Source organism: Microcystis sp. LE19-8.1F, from assembly GCF_027531715.1.
In the GTDB taxonomy this organism is placed as follows: Bacteria; Cyanobacteriota; Cyanobacteriia; order Cyanobacteriales; family Microcystaceae; genus Microcystis; species Microcystis wesenbergii_A.
Genome location: NZ_JAPZSO010000128.1, coordinates 30,069 through 48,109, shown reverse-complemented (window position 1 = coordinate 48,109; position 18,041 = coordinate 30,069). Strand labels below are relative to the sequence as shown.

General features: G+C 45.2%; 22 protein-coding genes. 14 read left to right on the top strand and 8 right to left on the bottom strand.

Features of this window, described 5'->3' with window-relative positions:
* Positions 1 to 43: 43 nt before the first annotated feature.
* Together dapA and O9334_RS12715 are read right to left on the bottom strand one after the other, a co-directional pair.
* A complete protein-coding gene (gene dapA, locus O9334_RS12720) occupies positions 44 to 937 on the bottom strand; it encodes a 4-hydroxy-tetrahydrodipicolinate synthase (RefSeq protein ID WP_045360948.1) in 894 nt (297 codons plus the stop codon).
* A gap of 281 nt (positions 938 to 1,218) precedes the next feature.
* Positions 1,219 to 2,256 carry an aspartate-semialdehyde dehydrogenase gene (locus O9334_RS12715; protein ID WP_288000424.1) on the bottom strand — a complete coding sequence of 346 codons (1,038 nt, stop codon included), beginning with the start codon at positions 2,254 to 2,256 and terminating at the stop codon, positions 1,219 to 1,221.
* A 324-nt stretch (positions 2,257 to 2,580) separates the two neighbouring features.
* On the opposite strand from O9334_RS12715, the gene tig reads away from it, so the two are divergent.
* From tig to O9334_RS12690, 5 genes are all read left to right on the top strand, one after another.
* Positions 2,581 to 3,972 (top strand): trigger factor, encoded by a 1,392-nt coding sequence (gene tig / locus O9334_RS12710; protein WP_288000423.1) that lies wholly within the window; start codon positions 2,581 to 2,583, stop codon positions 3,970 to 3,972.
* Positions 3,973 to 4,406: 434 nt separating this feature from the next.
* The gene (gene clpP / locus O9334_RS12705) at positions 4,407 to 5,108 is read left to right on the top strand and encodes an ATP-dependent Clp endopeptidase proteolytic subunit ClpP (RefSeq protein ID WP_002736918.1); all 702 of its coding nucleotides are present in this window, start codon (positions 4,407 to 4,409) and stop codon (positions 5,106 to 5,108) included.
* Between the two features lie 10 nt (positions 5,109 to 5,118).
* Positions 5,119 to 6,453 (top strand): ATP-dependent protease ATP-binding subunit ClpX, encoded by a 1,335-nt coding sequence (gene clpX, locus O9334_RS12700; RefSeq protein ID WP_287170001.1) that lies wholly within the window; start codon positions 5,119 to 5,121, stop codon positions 6,451 to 6,453.
* Positions 6,454 to 6,474: 21 nt separating this feature from the next.
* Positions 6,475 to 6,684 (top strand): hypothetical protein, encoded by a 210-nt coding sequence (locus O9334_RS12695; RefSeq protein WP_002752152.1) that lies wholly within the window; start codon positions 6,475 to 6,477, stop codon positions 6,682 to 6,684.
* Positions 6,662 to 7,519 (top strand): alpha/beta fold hydrolase, encoded by an 858-nt coding sequence (locus tag O9334_RS12690; protein ID WP_288000422.1) that lies wholly within the window; start codon positions 6,662 to 6,664, stop codon positions 7,517 to 7,519. The genes O9334_RS12695 and O9334_RS12690 overlap by 23 nt, the downstream gene beginning before the upstream one ends.
* Positions 7,520 to 7,795: 276 nt before the next feature.
* On the opposite strand, the gene O9334_RS12685 is transcribed toward O9334_RS12690, so the two are convergent.
* Complete coding sequence (locus O9334_RS12685) at positions 7,796 to 8,746, bottom strand: undecaprenyl-diphosphate phosphatase (RefSeq protein WP_502846543.1); 951 nt, start codon at positions 8,744 to 8,746, stop codon at positions 7,796 to 7,798.
* Positions 8,747 to 8,998: 252 nt separating this feature from the next.
* Between O9334_RS12685 and O9334_RS12680 the strand changes: the two genes are divergently transcribed.
* The 6 genes from O9334_RS12680 to tpiA all read left to right on the top strand — a co-directional run bounded on the left by O9334_RS12680 (position 8,999) and on the right by tpiA (position 12,685).
* On the top strand, positions 8,999 to 9,730 hold the full coding sequence (locus O9334_RS12680; RefSeq protein ID WP_045360933.1) for a glutathione peroxidase: 732 nt from the start codon (positions 8,999 to 9,001) through the stop codon (positions 9,728 to 9,730).
* Positions 9,731 to 9,938: 208 nt separating this feature from the next.
* On the top strand, positions 9,939 to 10,289 hold the full coding sequence (locus O9334_RS12675; RefSeq protein ID WP_002739434.1) for a hypothetical protein: 351 nt from the start codon (positions 9,939 to 9,941) through the stop codon (positions 10,287 to 10,289).
* A gap of 196 nt (positions 10,290 to 10,485) precedes the next feature.
* A complete protein-coding gene (locus O9334_RS12670) occupies positions 10,486 to 10,692 on the top strand; it encodes a type II toxin-antitoxin system HicB family antitoxin (RefSeq protein WP_002739432.1) in 207 nt (68 codons plus the stop codon).
* Positions 10,693 to 10,694: 2 nt separating this feature from the next.
* Positions 10,695 to 10,922, top strand: coding sequence for a type II toxin-antitoxin system HicA family toxin (locus O9334_RS12665; protein WP_002739431.1), 228 nt, complete (start codon positions 10,695 to 10,697; stop codon positions 10,920 to 10,922).
* A 257-nt stretch (positions 10,923 to 11,179) separates the two neighbouring features.
* Entirely contained in the window at positions 11,180 to 11,713 is a 534-nt protein-coding gene (gene dps, locus O9334_RS12660) for a DNA starvation/stationary phase protection protein Dps (protein ID WP_045360931.1), read from the top strand.
* 246 nt (positions 11,714 to 11,959) lie between these two features.
* Positions 11,960 to 12,685, top strand: a complete 726-nt coding sequence (gene tpiA, locus O9334_RS12655) for a triose-phosphate isomerase (RefSeq protein WP_072024881.1) — start codon at positions 11,960 to 11,962, stop codon at positions 12,683 to 12,685.
* Here the strand turns inward: tpiA and O9334_RS12650 are convergent.
* Positions 12,682 to 13,464, bottom strand: a complete 783-nt coding sequence (locus O9334_RS12650; protein ID WP_045360927.1) for a fumarylacetoacetate hydrolase family protein — start codon at positions 13,462 to 13,464, stop codon at positions 12,682 to 12,684. The two genes, tpiA and O9334_RS12650, sit on opposite strands and share 4 nt — an antisense overlap.
* Positions 13,465 to 13,609: 145 nt before the next feature.
* On the opposite strand from O9334_RS12650, the gene rpsF reads away from it, so the two are divergent.
* Positions 13,610 to 13,999, top strand: coding sequence for a 30S ribosomal protein S6 (gene rpsF / locus O9334_RS12645; protein ID WP_002769143.1), 390 nt, complete (start codon positions 13,610 to 13,612; stop codon positions 13,997 to 13,999).
* 6 nt (positions 14,000 to 14,005) lie between these two features.
* Here rpsF and O9334_RS12640 read toward each other — a convergent pair whose 3' ends face one another.
* The gene (locus O9334_RS12640) at positions 14,006 to 14,725 is read right to left on the bottom strand and encodes a Uma2 family endonuclease (RefSeq protein WP_288000420.1); all 720 of its coding nucleotides are present in this window, start codon (positions 14,723 to 14,725) and stop codon (positions 14,006 to 14,008) included.
* Between the two features lie 437 nt (positions 14,726 to 15,162).
* Between O9334_RS12640 and O9334_RS12635 the strand changes: the two genes are divergently transcribed.
* Complete coding sequence (locus tag O9334_RS12635) at positions 15,163 to 15,771, top strand: hypothetical protein (protein ID WP_288000419.1); 609 nt, start codon at positions 15,163 to 15,165, stop codon at positions 15,769 to 15,771.
* A gap of 182 nt (positions 15,772 to 15,953) precedes the next feature.
* Here the strand turns inward: O9334_RS12635 and O9334_RS12630 are convergent, their stop codons facing one another.
* The 3 genes from O9334_RS12630 to queD all read right to left on the bottom strand — a co-directional run bounded on the left by O9334_RS12630 (position 15,954) and on the right by queD (position 17,099).
* Positions 15,954 to 16,049, bottom strand: a complete 96-nt coding sequence (locus O9334_RS12630; RefSeq protein WP_238567866.1) for a type II toxin-antitoxin system HicB family antitoxin — start codon at positions 16,047 to 16,049, stop codon at positions 15,954 to 15,956.
* Between the two features lie 154 nt (positions 16,050 to 16,203).
* Complete coding sequence (locus tag O9334_RS12625) at positions 16,204 to 16,647, bottom strand: DUF29 domain-containing protein (protein ID WP_288000418.1); 444 nt, start codon at positions 16,645 to 16,647, stop codon at positions 16,204 to 16,206.
* Positions 16,648 to 16,724: 77 nt separating this feature from the next.
* Entirely contained in the window at positions 16,725 to 17,099 is a 375-nt protein-coding gene (gene queD / locus O9334_RS12620; protein WP_190380923.1) for a 6-carboxytetrahydropterin synthase QueD, read from the bottom strand.
* A gap of 251 nt (positions 17,100 to 17,350) precedes the next feature.
* On the opposite strand from queD, the gene O9334_RS12615 reads away from it, so the two are divergent.
* Positions 17,351 to 18,037: an ATP-dependent Clp protease proteolytic subunit gene (locus O9334_RS12615; protein WP_002746650.1), complete on the top strand. Its 687-nt coding sequence runs from the start codon at positions 17,351 to 17,353 to the stop codon at positions 18,035 to 18,037.
* Positions 18,038 to 18,041: the final 4 nt, after the last annotated feature.

Genomic DNA, 18,041 nt, shown 5'->3' with positions numbered 1-18,041 from the left:
TCGAAAAATCCCAGTTTAGTGGGCAAGAATTTCTAGTGTTTTTCTAGATTAAAGCCAATTCTTGCATAATTTTTGCTAATCCTTCTTCTAACTCTGGACTTAAGGAACATAAAGGAAGTCTTAGACCCCCCACTTCCCAACCGACTAGATTTAAGGCCGCTTTAATTGGAATTGGATTAGTGGCACAGAATAAACCTTTAAACAACGGAAATAATTTCAAGTTAATCTCGGTCGCTTTGGCCGCATCTCCGGTTAAGAAAGCTTGAATCATTCCTCGTATTTCTTCTCCCACTAGATGACTAGCAACACTGACCACCCCCACCGCACCACAGGTCATCAGGGGTAAGGTGAGAAAATCATCACCGGAATAAATAGCGAAATTTTCAGGGGTATGACAGTAAATCTTGCAGGTTTGTTCTAAATTACCACTAGCTTCTTTTACCGCCACAATATTATCAACTGCTGCCAGTTTAATAATCGTTTCCGGGGTCATATTTTGACCCGTACGACCGGGGATATTATAAAGCATCACCGGCAGGTCGGGACAAGCTTTGGCAATGGTGCGAAAATGCTCGTATAAACCCTCTTGGGGTGGTTTATTGTAGTAGGGGACCACTTGCAAAGAACCATCTAAACCCAGTTTAGCAGCCTGTTGGGTAGCTTCGATCGCTTCGGAAGTGGAATTAGAACCCGTCCCCGCGATCACTTTTCCCCGACCATTAACCGCTTTTTTGACAATACTAAATAGTTCGTATTCTTCCTGCCAACTTAGGGTGGGTGATTCTCCCGTCGTCCCACAGACCACTATACCATCGCTACCGTGAGTAACTAGATAATCGGCCAATTTTTCCACCAGGGCATAATTAACTTGACCTTCGACGGTGAAGGGAGTCACCATCGCCGTAATTACTCGTCCAAAATATGTTGTTTCACTCATTGATCAGTTATCAGTTATCAGTTATCAGTTATCAGCTTCTGAAGGCAAGAGGCAACAGGCAAGAGGCAAAAGAAAGAATCTGGCAATTTTCCTACCCAAAAAGAAGGTTATCAACTAAGTACATTGAAGCTTTTAGCTTCACAAATTAGGTTTTAGATTCGGCCTTTATTATCAGTTTTTGAGCAATCAGCAATCAGCTTTCAGACTTTACTTATCCGGTTAATTAGCTATTTTTCTAATTATTATCGCCTTGATTTAGCTGATGGCTGATCGCTTAATTATCAAACTGTTGCTAATCTTGAACCGACGAGATTTTTCTTGACTAAAAGTTCCGCAATTTGCACGGCATTTAAAGCCGCACCCTTGCGAATTTGATCGCCGCATAGCCACAATTCTAGACCGTTAGGATGGGAGATATCTTGACGAATGCGTCCCACTAATACTTCATCGCGACCGGTAGCATCAATTGGCATGGGAAAATAATTAGCGTCCCAATCTTCCACTAATTTTACCCCCGGAGCGTACTGAAGAATTTCTCTAGCCTTCACCACAGAAAAAGGCCGACTAAATTCTAGGTTAACCGATTCCGAATGGGCCCGCAGGACGGGAACCCTTACACAGGTGGCACTAACCCGCAGCCCCGGACAAGCAAAAATCTTGCGGGTTTCGTTGACCATTTTCATTTCTTCCTCGCAGTACCCTTGACCATTAATCGGCGTATTGTGGGGAAAAAGATTAAAAGCGAGGGGATAGGGAAAGGAATTGGTCGGAGGTTGCCGATTATCAAGAATTGCTTGTGCTTGCTGTTTTACCTCCTCCATCGCTCGCGCTCCAGCACCACTGGCGGACTGATAAGTAGAAACTACTACTCGCTTGATCGCCTGTACTTGGTGGAGAGGCCAGATCGCCACTCCTAAAAGAATTGTCGTACAGTTGGGATTAGCGATAATGCCCCGGTGATTGTCCACACTGTCGGGATTGATTTCCGGGACAACTAAAGGCACTTCGGGATTCATGCGAAAAGCGCTGGAGTTATCGATAATCGTCGCACCCGACTCGACAATAGTTTTCGCCCAAGCTTTCGAGGTGGACCCCCCCGCAGAAGCAAGAACGATATCCACGTCCTGAAAAGAGCGCTCGTTTACCGCTTCGATTAGGAGACTTTCGCCCTGAAAATCGAGGGTTTTTCCAGCAGAACGCTCGGAAGCGAGTAATTTTAGACTAGCGAGAGGAAATTGACGACTAGCTAATAACTCTAGTAATTCCGTTCCCACGGCCCCGGTGGCCCCTAAAATAGCGACCCGTACTTTTTGACTCAAATTGTGTAACCTCCTGACGAGTTGGGTGATGATAATGATCCGAAGAAATCGTTAAAGTAAAAAATCTTTTTTGTCCACCGAGTTATTCTAAAACTTGGATTGATCGGCTTTTGATCAGCAAAATTTTCTGATTGGGCTTAACTGCCCCAAGGACGGAATAAATTAAATATACCCCATTGACCGCTAAAATAAAAAGATTGTGAGAGCTTGGGGAACAACTGCAGCTATTCCCCTAGAATATCATGAGCGGGACGGATCCACCGCAGGCGTAAACACCGCTCACCCTATTATAAACGTTCCTTGTCGTAAGAGCTAGAAAAATCAATGAAAGTTATTCAGGAAAAGCTTCCTGCCAGTCAGATAGGTTTAGAAATTGAAATTCCCGCCGAAACCACGAAAAACACCCACGAGCAAGTGGTCAAGAATTTAGCGAAGTCGGCCAATATACCCGGTTTTCGCCCTGGTAAGGTTCCCCGTCAGATTCTTCTGCAAAGATTGGGAACTAAAGCGGTAAAAGCGGCAGTAATTGAGGAATTACTTGAAAATTGTCTCGAATCTGCTCTAAAACAGGAGGGAATCGAGTCCCTGGGTACTCCGCAGCTATTGTCTCAGTTTGAGGATTTGATCGCTGCCTATGAACCGGGTAAAGCTTTGACTTTTTCAGTTTCCGTGGATGTGGCCCCGACAATTGTTCTCGGAGATTACGAAAATCTGAGCGTTACTGCCGAAGAAACCGTTTATGATCCCGAATCCGTGGAAAATTGGTTTAAAGAGCGTCAAGAACAGTTAGCGACATTGGTTCCCGTGGAAGATCGCGGGGCGCAGCTGGGAGATGTGGCGATCGTTGATTATCGAGGAAAATCCGCCGAAACTGGCGAGGATATCCCGGATATTGACGGCGAAGATCTGCGGGTGGATATGGAACCAGGACGCTTTATCGAGGGGATGGTAGAAGGAATTATCGGCATGAAACCGGAAGAAGTCAAAGAGATGACTTTGACTTTCCCGGAAGATTATCCCAAAGAAGATGTGGCAGCAAAAGCGGTAATCTTTACAATTACGATGAAAGAGTTAAAAGCGAAGGAATTACCAGAGCTTGACGACGATTTTGCCCAAGAAGTCAGCGATCAGGAAACAATCGCCGAATTAAGAGCAAGTTTAGAGAAACGTTTCCGAGAAGAAGCGGAGAAGGAAACCAAAGACAGCATTTATGAGGCTTTAACCAAGGAATTGGTCAAGGGTGCGACTTTAGATTTACCGGAGACGCTGATCGAAAAGGAAGTGACGCAAATTTTGACCCAAAGCTTCATGCAGTTCCAACAAATGGGGCTAGATGTCAACCAGTTGTTTACAAAAGATAATATTCCCAAAATGCGGGAAAACGCCCGTCCCGATGCGATCGAAAGTCTGAAACAGACTCTCGTGGTGCAGGAATTGGCTAAAGTCGCAGGCATTGAAGTCAGTCCCGAAGCGGTAACGGAAAAAATCGCTAATATCATGGCCCAATTGTCCGATCGCGACATAGATAGGCAGCGTCTGGAACAGGTGATCACCGAAGAAATCCTGGCGGAAAACACCCTGGCATGGCTGAAGGAAAAGGCTACTATCACCCTCGTCCCCAAAGGTTCCCTAGAGGAAGAAACAAGCGAGGAGGAGGAAACAGAAGAAACCTTAGCAGCCGCCGAAGTGGAAGTGTTGGCAGCCGAGGAAGAATAACCGTAAGGAGTTAGCGGTCATGTTGGGGTGTTGGGGTTTTAGGGTCTTAGGGTTTTGGGGTATTAGTTGAATTCCCCCATTCCCCCATTCCCTGATAACTGATCAGTGAGCACTGACAACTCGACCGAATCTAAAACCTAATTTATTAAGCTAAAAGCTTTGATCTACTTAGTTTCTAAGCTTATTTTTAGGTAAGACAATTGCCAGATTCTTTCTTTTGCCTTTTGCCTTTTGCCTTTTGCCTTTTGCCTTTTGCCTTCACAAGCTGATCACTGATAACTGATCACTGATAACTGATCACTGATTCCTGCCAACAAAGGAAAACTTAGGGCATAATAGATGGACAGAAGTGCTAAAGATGCTTAACATTTGCCAGTAAAAGCTCCACAGCCAAGCAAAAACCCTAAGATTGTGATAGCGGAACCGAAAAAATTATGCTCGAATCGAGATCACCTGACTACCCAATTACCAGTAATTGTCGCCCTGCTATCTACGCCAACACGGGGAGAAACTCCCTAGCTAACGTTTTACCCGTGGTAATCGAACAGTCTGGCATGGGTGAACGGGCTTTTGATATCTATTCTCGACTCCTGCGCGAGAGAATTGTCTTTCTGGGAACTCCCGTCGATGATCAGGTCGCTGATTCGATCGTCGCCCAACTCCTCTACTTGGAGGCAGAAGATCCCGAAAAAGATATCCAACTTTATATCAACTCCCCCGGTGGTTCCGTTTATGCCGGACTAGCTATCTACGACACCATGCAACAAATTCGCCCCGACGTGGCGACAATTTGTTTCGGTTTAGCCGCTAGTATGGGAGCATTCCTGCTTTGTGGTGGCGCGGCAGGTAAACGGATGTCCCTACCCAGTAGCCGGATCATGATTCACCAACCCCTCGGCGGCGCCCAAGGTCAAGCTAGTGATATCGCCATCCAAGCCAAAGAGATCCTCTATATTAAACAGAGACTCAATACCATGCTGGCTCACCACACCGGTCAACCCTACGATCGCATCGCCAACGACACCGAACGGGACTTTTTCATGTCGGCCGTCGAAGCCAAAGAATATGGGTTAATCGATCTGGTGATTTCCCGTCCCGAACTGCCCGATCCTACCGTTCCCGTTACTTCCCTGTAAATAATAAACTATGTCTAAATACGACTCCCACCTCAAGTGTTCATTTTGCGGCAAATCCCAGGAACAAGTGCGAAAATTAATCGCCGGGCCGGGGGTCTATATTTGTGACGAGTGTGTGGAACTGTGTAACGAAATTCTCGATGAGGAATTGATGGAACCGCCCAGTCCGGTCGCCCCAGTGGAGGAACGCCCCAACAAACGGCGATCGGGCCAAAATAAAACCACGTGGGAACAAATTCCCAAACCAAGAGAGATTAAAAAATACCTCGATGACTACGTTATTGGTCAAAATGAGGCGAAAAAAGTGCTTTCTGTGGCCGTTTATAACCATTACAAACGCCTCAAAGATATCCAAACCCAAAAAGCCAGTGGCGGCAATCCGGAAGATAGCATCGAACTGCAAAAATCCAATATTCTGTTAATTGGTCCCACAGGATCGGGAAAAACCCTTTTAGCTCAAACTCTTGCTAAAATCCTCGATGTACCTTTTGCTGTCGCCGATGCCACCACTTTAACCGAGGCCGGTTATGTGGGGGAAGATGTGGAAAATATTCTCTTGCGTCTGTTACAAGTGGCAGATTTAGACGTGGAAGAAGCGCAGCGGGGCATTATCTACATCGATGAAATCGATAAAATTGCCCGCAAGAGCGAAAATACCTCGATTACCCGGGATGTGTCCGGAGAAGGGGTACAGCAAGCTTTACTGAAAATGTTAGAGGGAACGATCGCCAATGTTCCCCCCCAAGGCGGCCGCAAACACCCCTATCAGGATTGTATTCAGATTGACACCAGCAATATCCTGTTTATCTGCGGTGGGGCGTTTGTTGGTTTAGATAAGGTGATCGATCAGCGTCTCGGTAAAAAATCCATGGGCTTTATTCAACCGGGAGATGGCCAAGCTAGTAAGGATAAGGTAGCGGCAGGGTTATTAAAACAAATGACTCCCGATGATTTAGTCAAATTTGGCATGATTCCAGAGTTTGTCGGTCGGATTCCCGTCCTAGCGGCACTGTCACCCCTGGATGAGGAAGCTTTAATCGCTATCCTGACGCAACCCCGCAACGCTTTGGTGAAACAGTATCAAAAACTGTTGAAGATGGACAATGTACAGTTAGAGTTTAAATCTGATGCCGTCCTAGCGATCGCCCAAGAGGCCTATCGTCGCAAAACCGGGGCCCGGGCCCTACGGGGTATTGTCGAGGAATTAATGCTCGATGTCATGTACGAATTGCCCTCGCGCAAGGACGTGAAACGCTGTTTAATCACCCGCGAAATGGTGGAAAAACGTTCCACGGCAGAGCTATTGGTTCATCCTTCCTCTCTACCCAGTCAAGAATCCGCTTAAGGGGAAAAATCGAGGTTAACCATGCTGAACACCGTTCCTGCGATCGTCAAAGAAGGCCGGATCGAACTCCTCGAATCCGTGCCGATTCCAGAGGGTACTAGGGTTTTAGTCACCCTCATCCCGGAGGAGACAAACTCGGATTTCTGGCAAAAAGTCAGCGAAACTGCACTGGCTAAGATTTGGGATAATCTGGAAGATGACATCTATCATGAAAACTCAAATAATCGATAAAACAGTCACTGTCCGCGGTGTTCCCCACTATTACGAGTGGATTCGGGAGTCGGAATCTGCCCAGAAAAAGCCGGTGATGGTGTTTATTCATGGTTGGGGAGGATCGGGACGCTATTGGCGATCGACGGCTGCGGCAATTTGCGATCGCTTTGATTGTTTATTGTACGATATGCGGGGTTTTGGTCGGTCTAAATTGCCGGAAAAATCCCCCGATCTTTCCTACGATTTAGAAGAATATGCCCTTGATTTGGCCTTGTTTTTAGATAGTTTGGAAATGGAAAAAATCTATCTCAATAGTCACTCTATGGGGGCATCGGTGGCGACTTTTTTTATTACTATGTACCCCGAAAGAGTGGTCAAAGCAGTTTTAACCTGTAATGGCATTTTTGAGTATAATAAAGCGGCTTTTGCTGCCTTCCATAAATTCGGTAAGTATGTGGTACAGTTTCGTTATGATTGGTTTTTAAAAGTACCTTTTGCCGATCGATTATTTATGGCGAGATTCTTGCATCGAGCGATCCCAAAATCAGAAAGAATTGCTTTTTTAGAGGATTTTTTAGCGGCAGATTACGAGGCCGCCCTAGGCACAATTTATACATCTGTGAGTAAAAAAGCAGTGGAAATTATGCCGGGTAAATTTGCCGAGATTAAGATACCAACTCTTTTAGTATCGGGAGAAAAAGACATTATTATCCCCGCCAAAATGGGCAAAATGGCGGCGGATTTGAATAATAATATCCAGTATGTGGAGATGGCTAATACTGCTCACTTTCCCATGTTAGAAGATGCCCCTACTTATCTACAAAAATTGCAAGATTTTTTAGAAATTAATTAGGGTTTGCTGAAAATTACTGGAAGCCTTACTAGAAAGCGGTTTTGGGACTTTTTTAGCCAAAAAAGTGCAAGAAATAAAGGTTGAGAAATCGATCCGAGAGACTCAAAACCCTTGCACTTTCCGGAGGTGATTACAAAGGGTTCTGCTTCCCAGTGCGCGAGGTCATTCTGTTATTCTGACTACCCCTCCTGACTCCTGACTCCTGACTCCTGACTCCTGACTCCTAACCCCACCAACAAACTTTTTGCCGCAAACCCTAATTAGAATGCCAAAAGGTCAGGAAAAACGCCCCCAGGCCACACCAATCAGGATAGTAACCCCGAAAAAGAGACGATACCAGACAAAAACCCAGGTACTCTGTTTTTTGAGATAATCTAATAACCAAGCGATCGAAAGATAGGAAAATATCCCCGAGGAAATTACCCCAATAGCGAGGGGAATTAATTCACTGGTGTTAATCTGGTCGAGAACGCCTTTAAATTCCACTAAACCGGCTAAAGTTATCGCCGGAATCCCCAAAAGAAAGGAAAATCGCGCCGCTACTGCCCTTTCTAAACCCATGAATAACCCGGCAGTTAAGGTGGACCCAGAACGAGATACCCCCGGTATTAGGGCTAAAGCTTGGGCTAATCCCATTAAAACCCCGTCTTTTTGTCGCAAAGTCTCAAAACTGCGTTTATGTTTCCCGATTTTTTCGGCCGTACCTAAGAGTAAAGCCATGACTATGGAGGCACAGGCGATCGCTGTCATGCTTCTCAGGGGGGAATTATCTAAATCGGGAATGAAAAGTTTCATTAACAAACCGAAGAAAACGATCGGAATTGTGCCTAGGATAATCCCCACGGCTAAACGAAAATCCTGGGAACGATAATCGGAACTAGCCACCGCTTTCACCATTCCCGTGGATATTTGCCTTAAATCCTGCCAAAAATAGGACAATACCGCCGCAATACTGCCCAATTGAATCACTGCCGTATAGGTGACACCAGGATCTCCCCAACCCAAAAAGACGGGAATCGCTTTTAAATGGGCGGTACTGCTAATCGGCAAAAATTCCGTCACTCCCTGCACAAATCCCAAAAAAATCGCCTGTAACCAGTTAATTTTGGCCAGAGGTATGGTGCTAGTGGTTGATTGGGCAATGGCGGCGGGTGTAATCGCCAAAATCACCGTTATTATCGCTAGTCCTAGCCATTTATAGCTTTTTTTCAGTAAGGAAAACATCATTTTTCAGTAAAAAAAGGGGTTGGGTGTAGGGTGTGGGGTGTGGGGTGTGGGGTGTGAGAGTTGGGGAAATTAACTAATCAATATTACTGCCTTTTGTCTATTTCCCATTCTCCTGTCTCCTGTCTCCTGTCTCCTGTCTCCTGTCTCCTGATTTAAGTATAAATACTTATTGACAACTCATAGTCGTTATGAGTACACTTAAATCATACAAACTCGAAATGAGTACGACTTAGCCCTTAGGAGTTGACGATTATGCTACCAAACCGAGAAGGACAGAGAGTTCCCGATGTCACCTTTCCCATACGTCAAAATAATCAATGGGTGAACATCACCAGCGAGGAATTATTCAAAGGAAAAACCGTTGTTCTTTTTGCCTTACCCGGGGCATTCACTCCCACCTGTTCCACCTCTCATTTACCCGGATATAACGAATTAGCCCCAGTTTTTCGGGAAAATGGCGTAGATACTATTGTTTGCTTGTCGGTGAATGATACCTTTGTCATGAACGAGTGGGCAAAAGATCAAGAATGTGATAATGTCGTCTTGATTCCCGACGGTAACGGCGAATTTAGCGCAGGAATGGGGATGTTAGTCGATAAAGCTGACTTAGGTTTCGGTAAACGTTCTTGGCGCTATTCGATGCTAGTCAAAGATGGTGTTATCGAGAAAATGTTCATCGAACCGGAAGAACCGGGAGATCCTTTCAAAGTCTCCGATGCGGAAACGATGTTAAACTACATCAACCCAGAAGCCAAAAAACCGCCTTTAGTCTCTCTTTTCTCGAAAGTGGGCTGTCCCTACTGCCTCCGGGCCAAGAAAATGTTAGAAGAAAAAGGCCTACAATACGAAGAAATTATCCTCGGACGCGATGCCACCAGTCGTTCTCTGCGGGCAATGAGTGGCAATACCACCACCCCACAAGTCTTCATTGACGGCCAATTAATTGGCGGTTCGGAAGAATTAGCGGCTTATTTGGGAGCATAATCAATCAGTTAGACCTCAAGTTATCTTTCCATTGCAACTGGAGAGATATCTGTGAGAGGTTTTGCCCGGGCAAGTTAGAGCTTTTTTGTTGGGTGTGATTGTAGTCTGATGTATTTCGTTAATCATTTATAGCGTTTCTCAGTCTTATAAAGTACACCATCTGTTGCCTGTTCCCTAACTAAAACCAGAAACTTTGTGCCTCACAAGTATGAGAATTGCTGATTTTGTGAAAGCCCGTGACTTCATAAAGCCAAATGAAAAGGTAGTCGTTATCTTTACAGAGGGAAAACACTTTGTTCTCCACGATGACAACACTGGTTCAACGGGTCAGTGGAAGATCGATCCCAATCGTGAAGTTGACCGTATTATTCTTTATCATCGTGATGATGAGAATAATGCGAATAATTTGTACATAGCGAACCATGCTGGTGCAGAGCCAGCAGACAGGGAAGGTCGATACGACATTCGATTAACTCATGTTCAGTACATAGGGGCAACATCCGTAAATTGGGTTGAGTTTGCTGAAGGTGGGCAAAACCCAATTCGGTATCTTCCTTGATGTAGCTTTGATTACTGAAGGTTCTTGTCATCCACTAATAGGTAGGTGAGAACACGAGGTAAACTATAAGCGGGGAGATTGTGGTGAAAACTTAAGTAGTCGTGCAAAATTAATTTCCTAGTGAAGATAGGCAAGAGGCAAGAGGCAAGAGGCAAGAGGTGGTTAGATATGTGTAATTAATTTTGCTTAGGTACTTATGAAGTTGACTGTAACACTTGACCGTGACGAAGATGGAGTTTGGGTTGTAGAATGCCCCAGCATTCCGGGTTGTGTCAGCCAAGGTAAAACGAGAGCAGAAGCTCTTGAAAATATCAGAGATGCAATTATCGCCTGCCTTCAAGTTCGTGCAGAACGTGGGCTACCCCTAACGATTGAAACTCACCAAGTAGAGGTAATGGCATAATCATGTCCTCTGCTCTTCCTGTTCTCAGCGGACGTGAGGTAGTCCGAGTATTTGAAACCTTCGGCTGGCAAGTTGCGCGTCAAAGTGCCAGCCATATTATCATGGTTAAGGAGGGCGAACAGGTAACACTCTCTGTTCCTGATCATCGTGAAGTGGCAAAGGGTACGCTTCGTAGTCTTATTCGTACTGCTGGAATTACGGTACAAGAATTTGTTTCTGGCATGAGATGAGCGATAAGAGAGGTCTGACAATTCGAGTGCAGCAGACGGACGAAGGCTGCTGATGCTCAGTTCAAGGTTGTCTGATGCCGCTGATTCGAGCCGTTACTTGTACTGAGCGCATTGGAAGTATCAGTTATCAGCTACTTGTTTTCCGAATTAATTGGCCGTTTTTCAGTTTATTATCAACGTCCAATAGGATCAAAATCAGTCCCTTATGCACCCACAAAAATTATCGAGTATTTGTTAACTGATCAAGGAGAAAGATTATGGTAGCCACTTCAGTCAAAACCAAAACCACGGGACAATACTACGCCACTCGTATCGATTTAGCATTAGATATCCGCAAAGCTGTGGTTGAAATCTTAAGCCAAACCCTTGCCGCTAGTTTAGACCTAAAAACTCAGGTTAAACAGGCCCACTGGAATGTAAAAGGTTTAAATTTCTACCAATTGCACAGCCTATTCGACGAAATGGCCACGGAATTAGAAGGCTATGGGGACATGGTAGCAGAACGGATTACCGCTTTAGGTGGAACCGCTTTGGGAACAGCGCGCATCGCTGCCGCTAACTCGATTCTGCCGGAATATCCAGCTAATATCGTCGATGGTAGTGAACATATCGTTGCTTTAGCCGAACGTTATGCCTTATACGCCGCCCATCTTCGTTCTGCGATTGATACCACTGGCAATCAAGGGGATGCCGACACAGCAGATCTCTATACGGAAATCTCTCGGGACATCGATAAACGTCTTTGGTTCCTAGAAGCGCATCTGATTAAATCGGAAGATGTTATCGGTTAAATATAGATAAATTTGGGGTGTGTTAACGTAGCCTAATACACCTTAGATTTTGGAACTAGGCCCTTGCATCCCCACATCACGCCTAGGGTGGTTGGTAGGGGCCTAGGGCATAGGTCCTTAGAGGTAAAAGTATTAAAGAAATCTGTTCAAGACAAACAGCGATTATCGGTGATCTTGCTTAGGGTAACAAAAAGGCTTACAGTAAAATGTGCCATAAATTATCAAATCTACTAAATTAATTAAGCTGTGCCGAAAGTTGTTATTGCAGGTAACTGGAAAATGCACAAAACTCAAAGAGAAGCTTTGGAGTTTTTGCAAGATTTTAAATCCCATCTAGAGGAAACCCCCGACGACCGAGAAGTAGTTCTTTGTGCGCCTTTCACAGCTTTAGCTGTCCTCTCTAAAACCCTCCACGGTGGTCGTATTCGCTTAGGGGCGCAAAATGTCCACTGGGAAAAATCGGGGGCTTATACGGGCGAAATCTCGTCGGATATGTTAACCGAAATTGGGGTTCACTATGTGGTTATCGGTCACAGTGAACGCCGGCAATATTTCGGCGAAACCGATGAAACAGTCAATTTGAGGGTCATATCTGCCCAAAAACAAGGTTTAACCCCGATTATCTGTGTGGGAGAAAGTAAAGCCCAAAGAGATGCCGGAGAAACGGAAAAGGTAATTATCAAGCAAATTCAAGGGGGTTTAGTCAATGTTGACCCAAAAAACCTCGTTATCGCCTATGAACCCATCTGGGCGATTGGCACCGGGGAAACCTGCGAAAGCGAGGAAGCCAATCGGGTTATCGGTTTGATTCGGCAACAATTAGACAATCCCGAAGTAACCATTCAGTACGGTGGTTCGGTAAAACCCGATAATATCGATGAAATTATGGCTCAATCGCAGATAAACGGGGCTTTAGTCGGTGGGGCGAGTCTAGACCCCGCCGTATTCGCCCGAATTGTTAATTATCGCTAATCGATTTCTGCTGCCATAACGCTATTTTCCAAAACGCCGATGCCTTCTATTTCCACCCGAACCTTATCCCCCACCTGCATCGGTCCGATTCCTTCGGGAGTTCCCGTTAGAATCACATCCCCTGGCAGCAGGGTCATCACTTGGGAGATATAAGCCACCAAGACATCGGGGGGAAAGACCATATCACTGAGATAACTGCTTTGTTTGGGGTCGCTGCCATCATTGAGAAAAGTGGTTAATTGCGCCCCGATACTCAATTCCCGGACAATCCAAGGGCCGAGGGGACAAAAACTATCAAATCCTTTCGCCCGCGTCCATTGGCTATCTTTTTTCTGTAAATCCCTAGCGGTGACATCGTTAGCAATGGTATAACCCCAGATTTTGCTTCTGGCCTGGGCTGTGGTGCATTTTTTGGCGGTTTCTCCGATAATTAGGGCTAATTCTCCCTCATAATCCACTCTTTCCGATTGGGGCGGATAAAAAATTGTTTCACCGTCGGCGATAATTGTCGTCGGTGGCTTGAGAAATAAAAGCGGTTCTTCCGGTACAGGTGTTCCCATCTCGGCGGCGTGGGCGCGGTAATTTTTGCCTACAGCAATAATTTTCGACGGGAAACAGGGGGCTAATAGTTGGTAGCTATCAGGTTCTAATTCTAGTTTGGTTAGTTGCCCTCCTTGCCAGGGAGGGACATCAAAGACGGCAACGCTACGGTTTAGCTGTAACAGTCCGTAGAAGATTTGTCCTTGACGATGTTTCACTCGTACATAGCGTTGCGCCATATTTTTCTGGGAATGACTAGCGATCGACTCTCGGATAGTAGTATGATCATATATCCTTGCTTCTTTATTAAAAGCTAGAGAGTTATTAAAATCAATTAACCTCCGGTCTTGACAAAGAAGCCTTCTAGTCCATAAGGATTCTGAGATGAGCAATAACTACGAAACTCTTTACATTCTCCGTCCCGATTTAGGGGAAGAAGTCGTTCAGCAACAAGTGGAACGTTATCGGACTCTGATTAGCGAACACAGCGCCACAGACATTCAAGTGAAGGTGTGGGGTAAAAAACGTCTGGCCTATCCCATCAAAAAACTCAATGATGGTGTCTATGTGCAGATGAATTATCAGGCCAGCGGCAAACAAGTCGCCCCCATGGAACGGGCCATGCGTTTAAGTGATGAGGTTATTCGTTATTTAACCCTAAAACTCGATCGCGTGGTGGCCCCCCCTGCCGATTTATCTCCCTTAACGGAAATTCCCCCCTCTCCTATCACCGAAGCGGTGGTGGAAGATGACGGTATCTCCGCTGAAGATTAATTATAGTCACAACTGTGTCGGGTCAATGCCCAATTCGCGTAATCGGGCAAAAGCGAGGTCACGTTCTTGTTGTGCTTGGTTGCGCTCTTGTTGTGCTTGGTCACGTTCTTGTTGTGCTTGGTTGCGTTCTTGTTGTGCTTGGTTGCGTTCCTCAAAGAGGGTTTCAGGGTCTTTAAATCGTTCCCCATTGGGATAAAAGACCTCTAAACCCTCTTCAAACATCTCGAACCGAATCCCTAGGATTGGGGAAGTCCAGGGAAAATTCAAGGCCGTTACTGGGAAAAAATCCTCTTGCTGATTGGCCCGCACCAATCCCCAGAAATCATGGGAGTCTGGGTCATAGAAAAACATCTCTAATACCCCATACTCCCGATAGAAAGACTGCTTTTTGAGCATTTCCCTAGCACTATTGTTAGGGGAGAGGATTTCAAACACTACCTGGGGAGCAATATTGTCTTCTTCCCATTGTTTATAGCTGCCCCGCTCACCCGGTGGACGGCCGAAAACTACCATGGCATCGGGAGCTTGACAGGGAGCAGGTGGTACAATTACCTGCTGGGGATACCAGAGCAAATCCCCGGCGACAAAGACGGTTTGCTCCTTAAATAAATACTTGAGATTGGCAACCAAGCGAACAATCCAGCGATATTGAACTGTGTTGTCGGCCATAGGTTTACCGTCGGAGTCAGGATAGAAAAGTTGGGGTTCGATGGGTGCTTGAACCATGCTTTATCTCTTGCGATCGCATTTTTGCTTAACTTTATTGTATCACCGCAAATCCTGGGTTTAAAACCCCATCCTTTTAGGACGACTTTGCCTTAGACCTCCTGCCAAAGTTGTATAAGTAGGGCGTGTTAAGCTGTCGCTAACATACCTTTATTTTTATAAGTAACTTAGAGTATTTTTAAGATTTGATAAATTTATTAGAGTATTTTCAAGATTTGATAAATTTAACGGCAAGGGCTTCAAATCTACAGAATTGAACATTATAAATCAGACAGAAACACATTTTTTAAGAGGTATGTGCTTATGTTATTAGCGAAACTTATCAAACAATCCATCGGGGGGGGGTAATACTTATCAGTCTTGCGGTAGGAAGTGCAGCTACTGCCCTACCTACTTATTATGGCGATCGGGCAAGTTTCAATGCCGCCAATCCTGGATTGACGTTAGAAGATTTCGAGGACTTCGATGCTGCAGGAAACAGCACGCTATTTCCTGCCCCCATTGATAGCTCGTCCAACATACTAGGCGTGGTTTCTCCCGGTCAGGTGGCAGCTGGCATTACTTTTGCCCTGACCAGCGGCACGGATGCCTATTTCGCCGCGCCAGGTCAATCGGCAAATCCTACTAACGCCATCGGCGTGAATACGCCCACATCCGCTGGCTGGAACATGATCTTCGATGTCGGTACCAATGCCCTTGCGTTCGATGTGTTCCAGAACTTTGGGGGTGGAAGCCAGTCCGGGAGTACCATTTTGGCGACAGTAGACCTCTATGGAGTAGGCAATGCCCTTATCGATTCATTGGATGTAGCCATCCCGAGCGGCGGTTTAGGATTCTTTGGCGTATTCTCGGATGTGCTGATCAAACGTGCCGTCGTGAATAACCCAAATAGCTTTGACGTAATCGATAACGTCAGTTTTTCCTCTGGCGTACAAGTACCTGAGTCCTCCAGCCTATTCGCTTTGCTCGGCTTCGGCTTCCTCGGCGCTGCCTCAGCCATCAATCGCAAACTATCTCAAGAAAAGAAGTCAAAACAGGACAATTGAGTTGAGAACTTTGGGGTTTATCCCCCCTTGATCCCCCCTTAATCTTACCTTAATAAGGAGGGTATATGACGGTTTTTAACACCTACCTACATATAGGAAAATAGGGGTTGGGTTGAGCAATAGCAAGGCCTAACCTGCTGTTTTATAATTGTCAAAGGCAAACCTTTTTCTTTTCTAACTTCTCAACATAAGTCAATCGCCTCTTTGATATTTTGTAGAGCTTCTTCTTGAGTCTCACCTTGACTCAGGCAGCCCGGAATAATAGGACATTCTACAATGTACCATCCAGGGTAAGCGCATCTAAAAATGTAAGTAGCTGGTTATAATTAAATTAAAAATGAATTTTAGGTTCGATCCCCCCTGCCCCCCTTAATAAGGGGGGTGCCGATAGGCGGGGGTATCTGAAACTTTTTAATACCCACCTACTTAGTATTAATCCGGTAGATATTCAGGATTGAGGATATCAATTTTGGCAAAAGGACAGATATCAGGAAAAGTTTTTTTATCTAACCCTGTTTCTCTAGCGGCAAGTAGGCAAGCATTTTGATAACACTGATCAAAAACTTCCTTAAAATATACCTTGAGACTGGGACTATCTTCAAAAAATTCTAACAATCTCAAACATTGTTCGGTGATAGAATACTGCCAATTATGAGAACGTTTAGAGGGTTGATACTTCCATTTAAGGAGGTGAAGCAATAGCTTTTCTAAATTACTTTTCAAAGCCTTTTTATCACTCCTACCCATTGCCTCAATTTCCTCGATCAGATTTTCTAAATCGAGGTACTCCCACTTACCTTCTTTAAGTAATTTAGCAGTTTCTTCTACCCAAAGATTAAAGTCTGTTTCATAAAGTTTCTTGGCAGTAGATAGCATATTAGGTTTCTCCTAACTCCTTCATCTGATTCGTGGGATAGGTTTGCAATCCATCCTAGCTAATGATACCTTGCCGATTAGGGGTAATAGGTGCATCCAGAGGTACAGGTTTCGCGGATTTCGACGGCATGAAGCCCGGGGAAACCAGCTTTTGCCAATTTTTCATAGATCCAGCGCGATAATTCTTCACTGGTGGGATTTTCTAAACCAGTGGTTTCATTGAGATAATGATGGTCGAGAAAATTATCGAGTAGCGGCTGTAAATATTGTTTAATTTCGCCAAAATCCATCACCATTCCCTGTTGTGAGCCTTGGGACTGTAAATAATGACTTTTCACATAGATGCGTCCTAGCCAACTATGACCGTGGAGACGACGACATTTACCTTCATAATGGGGTAAACGATGGGCCGCTTCAAAGCGGAATTCTTTGTAAATAATCCATTCTGCCATGGTTAATCGGTCGATACTATCGGTTACATCTGGTTTATTTATTTTGCCACCGATAGTTATCCATTCTAGTCAAAAGCTTAGTATTCTTATACCATTTTTTCTGCCACCACTTTTTAAAAATGGTATGAGATGCGCGGGCAGCTGTTGAGAGATTCTTGGGGAAGAACCTAGCTAAAAATACCCCCAGGCAATCGGTCAACCTGATTACGTTAAAATCAAAAGCAGGATACTGTGTATGACGGAAAAACTCGATGAACTCAGTGATTAAAGCGGTACAAACTGCCTATTATGGGGATGCAGCCTATCGGACACCACCACCGGACTTAGAATCTCTCCTGCTCAAAGAGAGAATTGTCTATCTGGGGTTGCCCTTATTTTCCTCCGATGATGTCAAGCGCAATGTCGGGGTGGACGTGACGGAATTAATTATCGCCCAACTGCTCTACCTGCAATTTGACGATCCCGAAAAACCGATTTTCTTCTATATCAACTCTACCGGCACATCCTGGTACACTGGCGACGCGATCGGCTACGAAACCGAAGCTTTCGCCATCTGTGACACCCTCAACTACATTAAACCTCCCGTTCATACTATCTGTATCGGACAGGCCATGGGAACTGCAGCGATGATTCTTTCCGCAGGAACCAAGGGTTTTCGCGCCTCCTTACCCCACGCTACCATTGTTCTCAACCAAAATCGCACTGGGGCCCAAGGACAAGCCACCGATATCCAGATTCGCGCCAAGGAGGTAATCGCCAATAAACAGACGATGTTGGAAATTTTCTCGAAAAATACGGGTCAAACCACCGAAAAACTGGCGAAAGATATGGATCGCACCTTCTATCTCACCCCACAACAGGCGAAAGACTACGGATTAATCGATCGCGTTCTCGAAAGTCGCAAGGAACTACCGAAACCCCTCGCCCAAGTTAGTTAAGATT

What these genes read in the sequence shown, in the direction of transcription:
- dapA (WP_045360948.1), bottom strand. Translation starts at nt 937, where the DNA reads ATGAGTGAAACAACATATTTTGGACGAGTAATTACGGCGATGGTGACT.
- tig (WP_288000423.1), top strand. Translation starts at nt 2,581, where the DNA reads ATGAAAGTTATTCAGGAAAAGCTTCCTGCCAGTCAGATAGGTTTAGAA.
- clpP (WP_002736918.1), top strand. Translation starts at nt 4,407, where the DNA reads ATGCTCGAATCGAGATCACCTGACTACCCAATTACCAGTAATTGTCGC.
- clpX (WP_287170001.1), top strand. Translation starts at nt 5,119, where the DNA reads ATGTCTAAATACGACTCCCACCTCAAGTGTTCATTTTGCGGCAAATCC.
- O9334_RS12695 (WP_002752152.1), top strand. Translation starts at nt 6,475, where the DNA reads ATGCTGAACACCGTTCCTGCGATCGTCAAAGAAGGCCGGATCGAACTC.
- O9334_RS12690 (WP_288000422.1), top strand. Translation starts at nt 6,662, where the DNA reads ATGAAAACTCAAATAATCGATAAAACAGTCACTGTCCGCGGTGTTCCC.
- O9334_RS12685 (WP_502846543.1), bottom strand. Translation starts at nt 8,746, where the DNA reads ATGATGTTTTCCTTACTGAAAAAAAGCTATAAATGGCTAGGACTAGCG.
- O9334_RS12680 (WP_045360933.1), top strand. Translation starts at nt 8,999, where the DNA reads ATGCTACCAAACCGAGAAGGACAGAGAGTTCCCGATGTCACCTTTCCC.
- O9334_RS12675 (WP_002739434.1), top strand. Translation starts at nt 9,939, where the DNA reads ATGAGAATTGCTGATTTTGTGAAAGCCCGTGACTTCATAAAGCCAAAT.
- O9334_RS12670 (WP_002739432.1), top strand. Translation starts at nt 10,486, where the DNA reads ATGAAGTTGACTGTAACACTTGACCGTGACGAAGATGGAGTTTGGGTT.
- O9334_RS12665 (WP_002739431.1), top strand. Translation starts at nt 10,695, where the DNA reads ATGTCCTCTGCTCTTCCTGTTCTCAGCGGACGTGAGGTAGTCCGAGTA.
- dps (WP_045360931.1), top strand. Translation starts at nt 11,180, where the DNA reads ATGGTAGCCACTTCAGTCAAAACCAAAACCACGGGACAATACTACGCC.
- O9334_RS12650 (WP_045360927.1), bottom strand. Translation starts at nt 13,464, where the DNA reads ATGGCGCAACGCTATGTACGAGTGAAACATCGTCAAGGACAAATCTTC.
- rpsF (WP_002769143.1), top strand. Translation starts at nt 13,610, where the DNA reads ATGAGCAATAACTACGAAACTCTTTACATTCTCCGTCCCGATTTAGGG.
- O9334_RS12640 (WP_288000420.1), bottom strand. Translation starts at nt 14,725, where the DNA reads ATGGTTCAAGCACCCATCGAACCCCAACTTTTCTATCCTGACTCCGAC.
- O9334_RS12625 (WP_288000418.1), bottom strand. Translation starts at nt 16,647, where the DNA reads ATGCTATCTACTGCCAAGAAACTTTATGAAACAGACTTTAATCTTTGG.
- queD (WP_190380923.1), bottom strand. Translation starts at nt 17,099, where the DNA reads ATGGCAGAATGGATTATTTACAAAGAATTCCGCTTTGAAGCGGCCCAT.
- O9334_RS12615 (WP_002746650.1), top strand. Translation starts at nt 17,351, where the DNA reads ATGAACTCAGTGATTAAAGCGGTACAAACTGCCTATTATGGGGATGCA.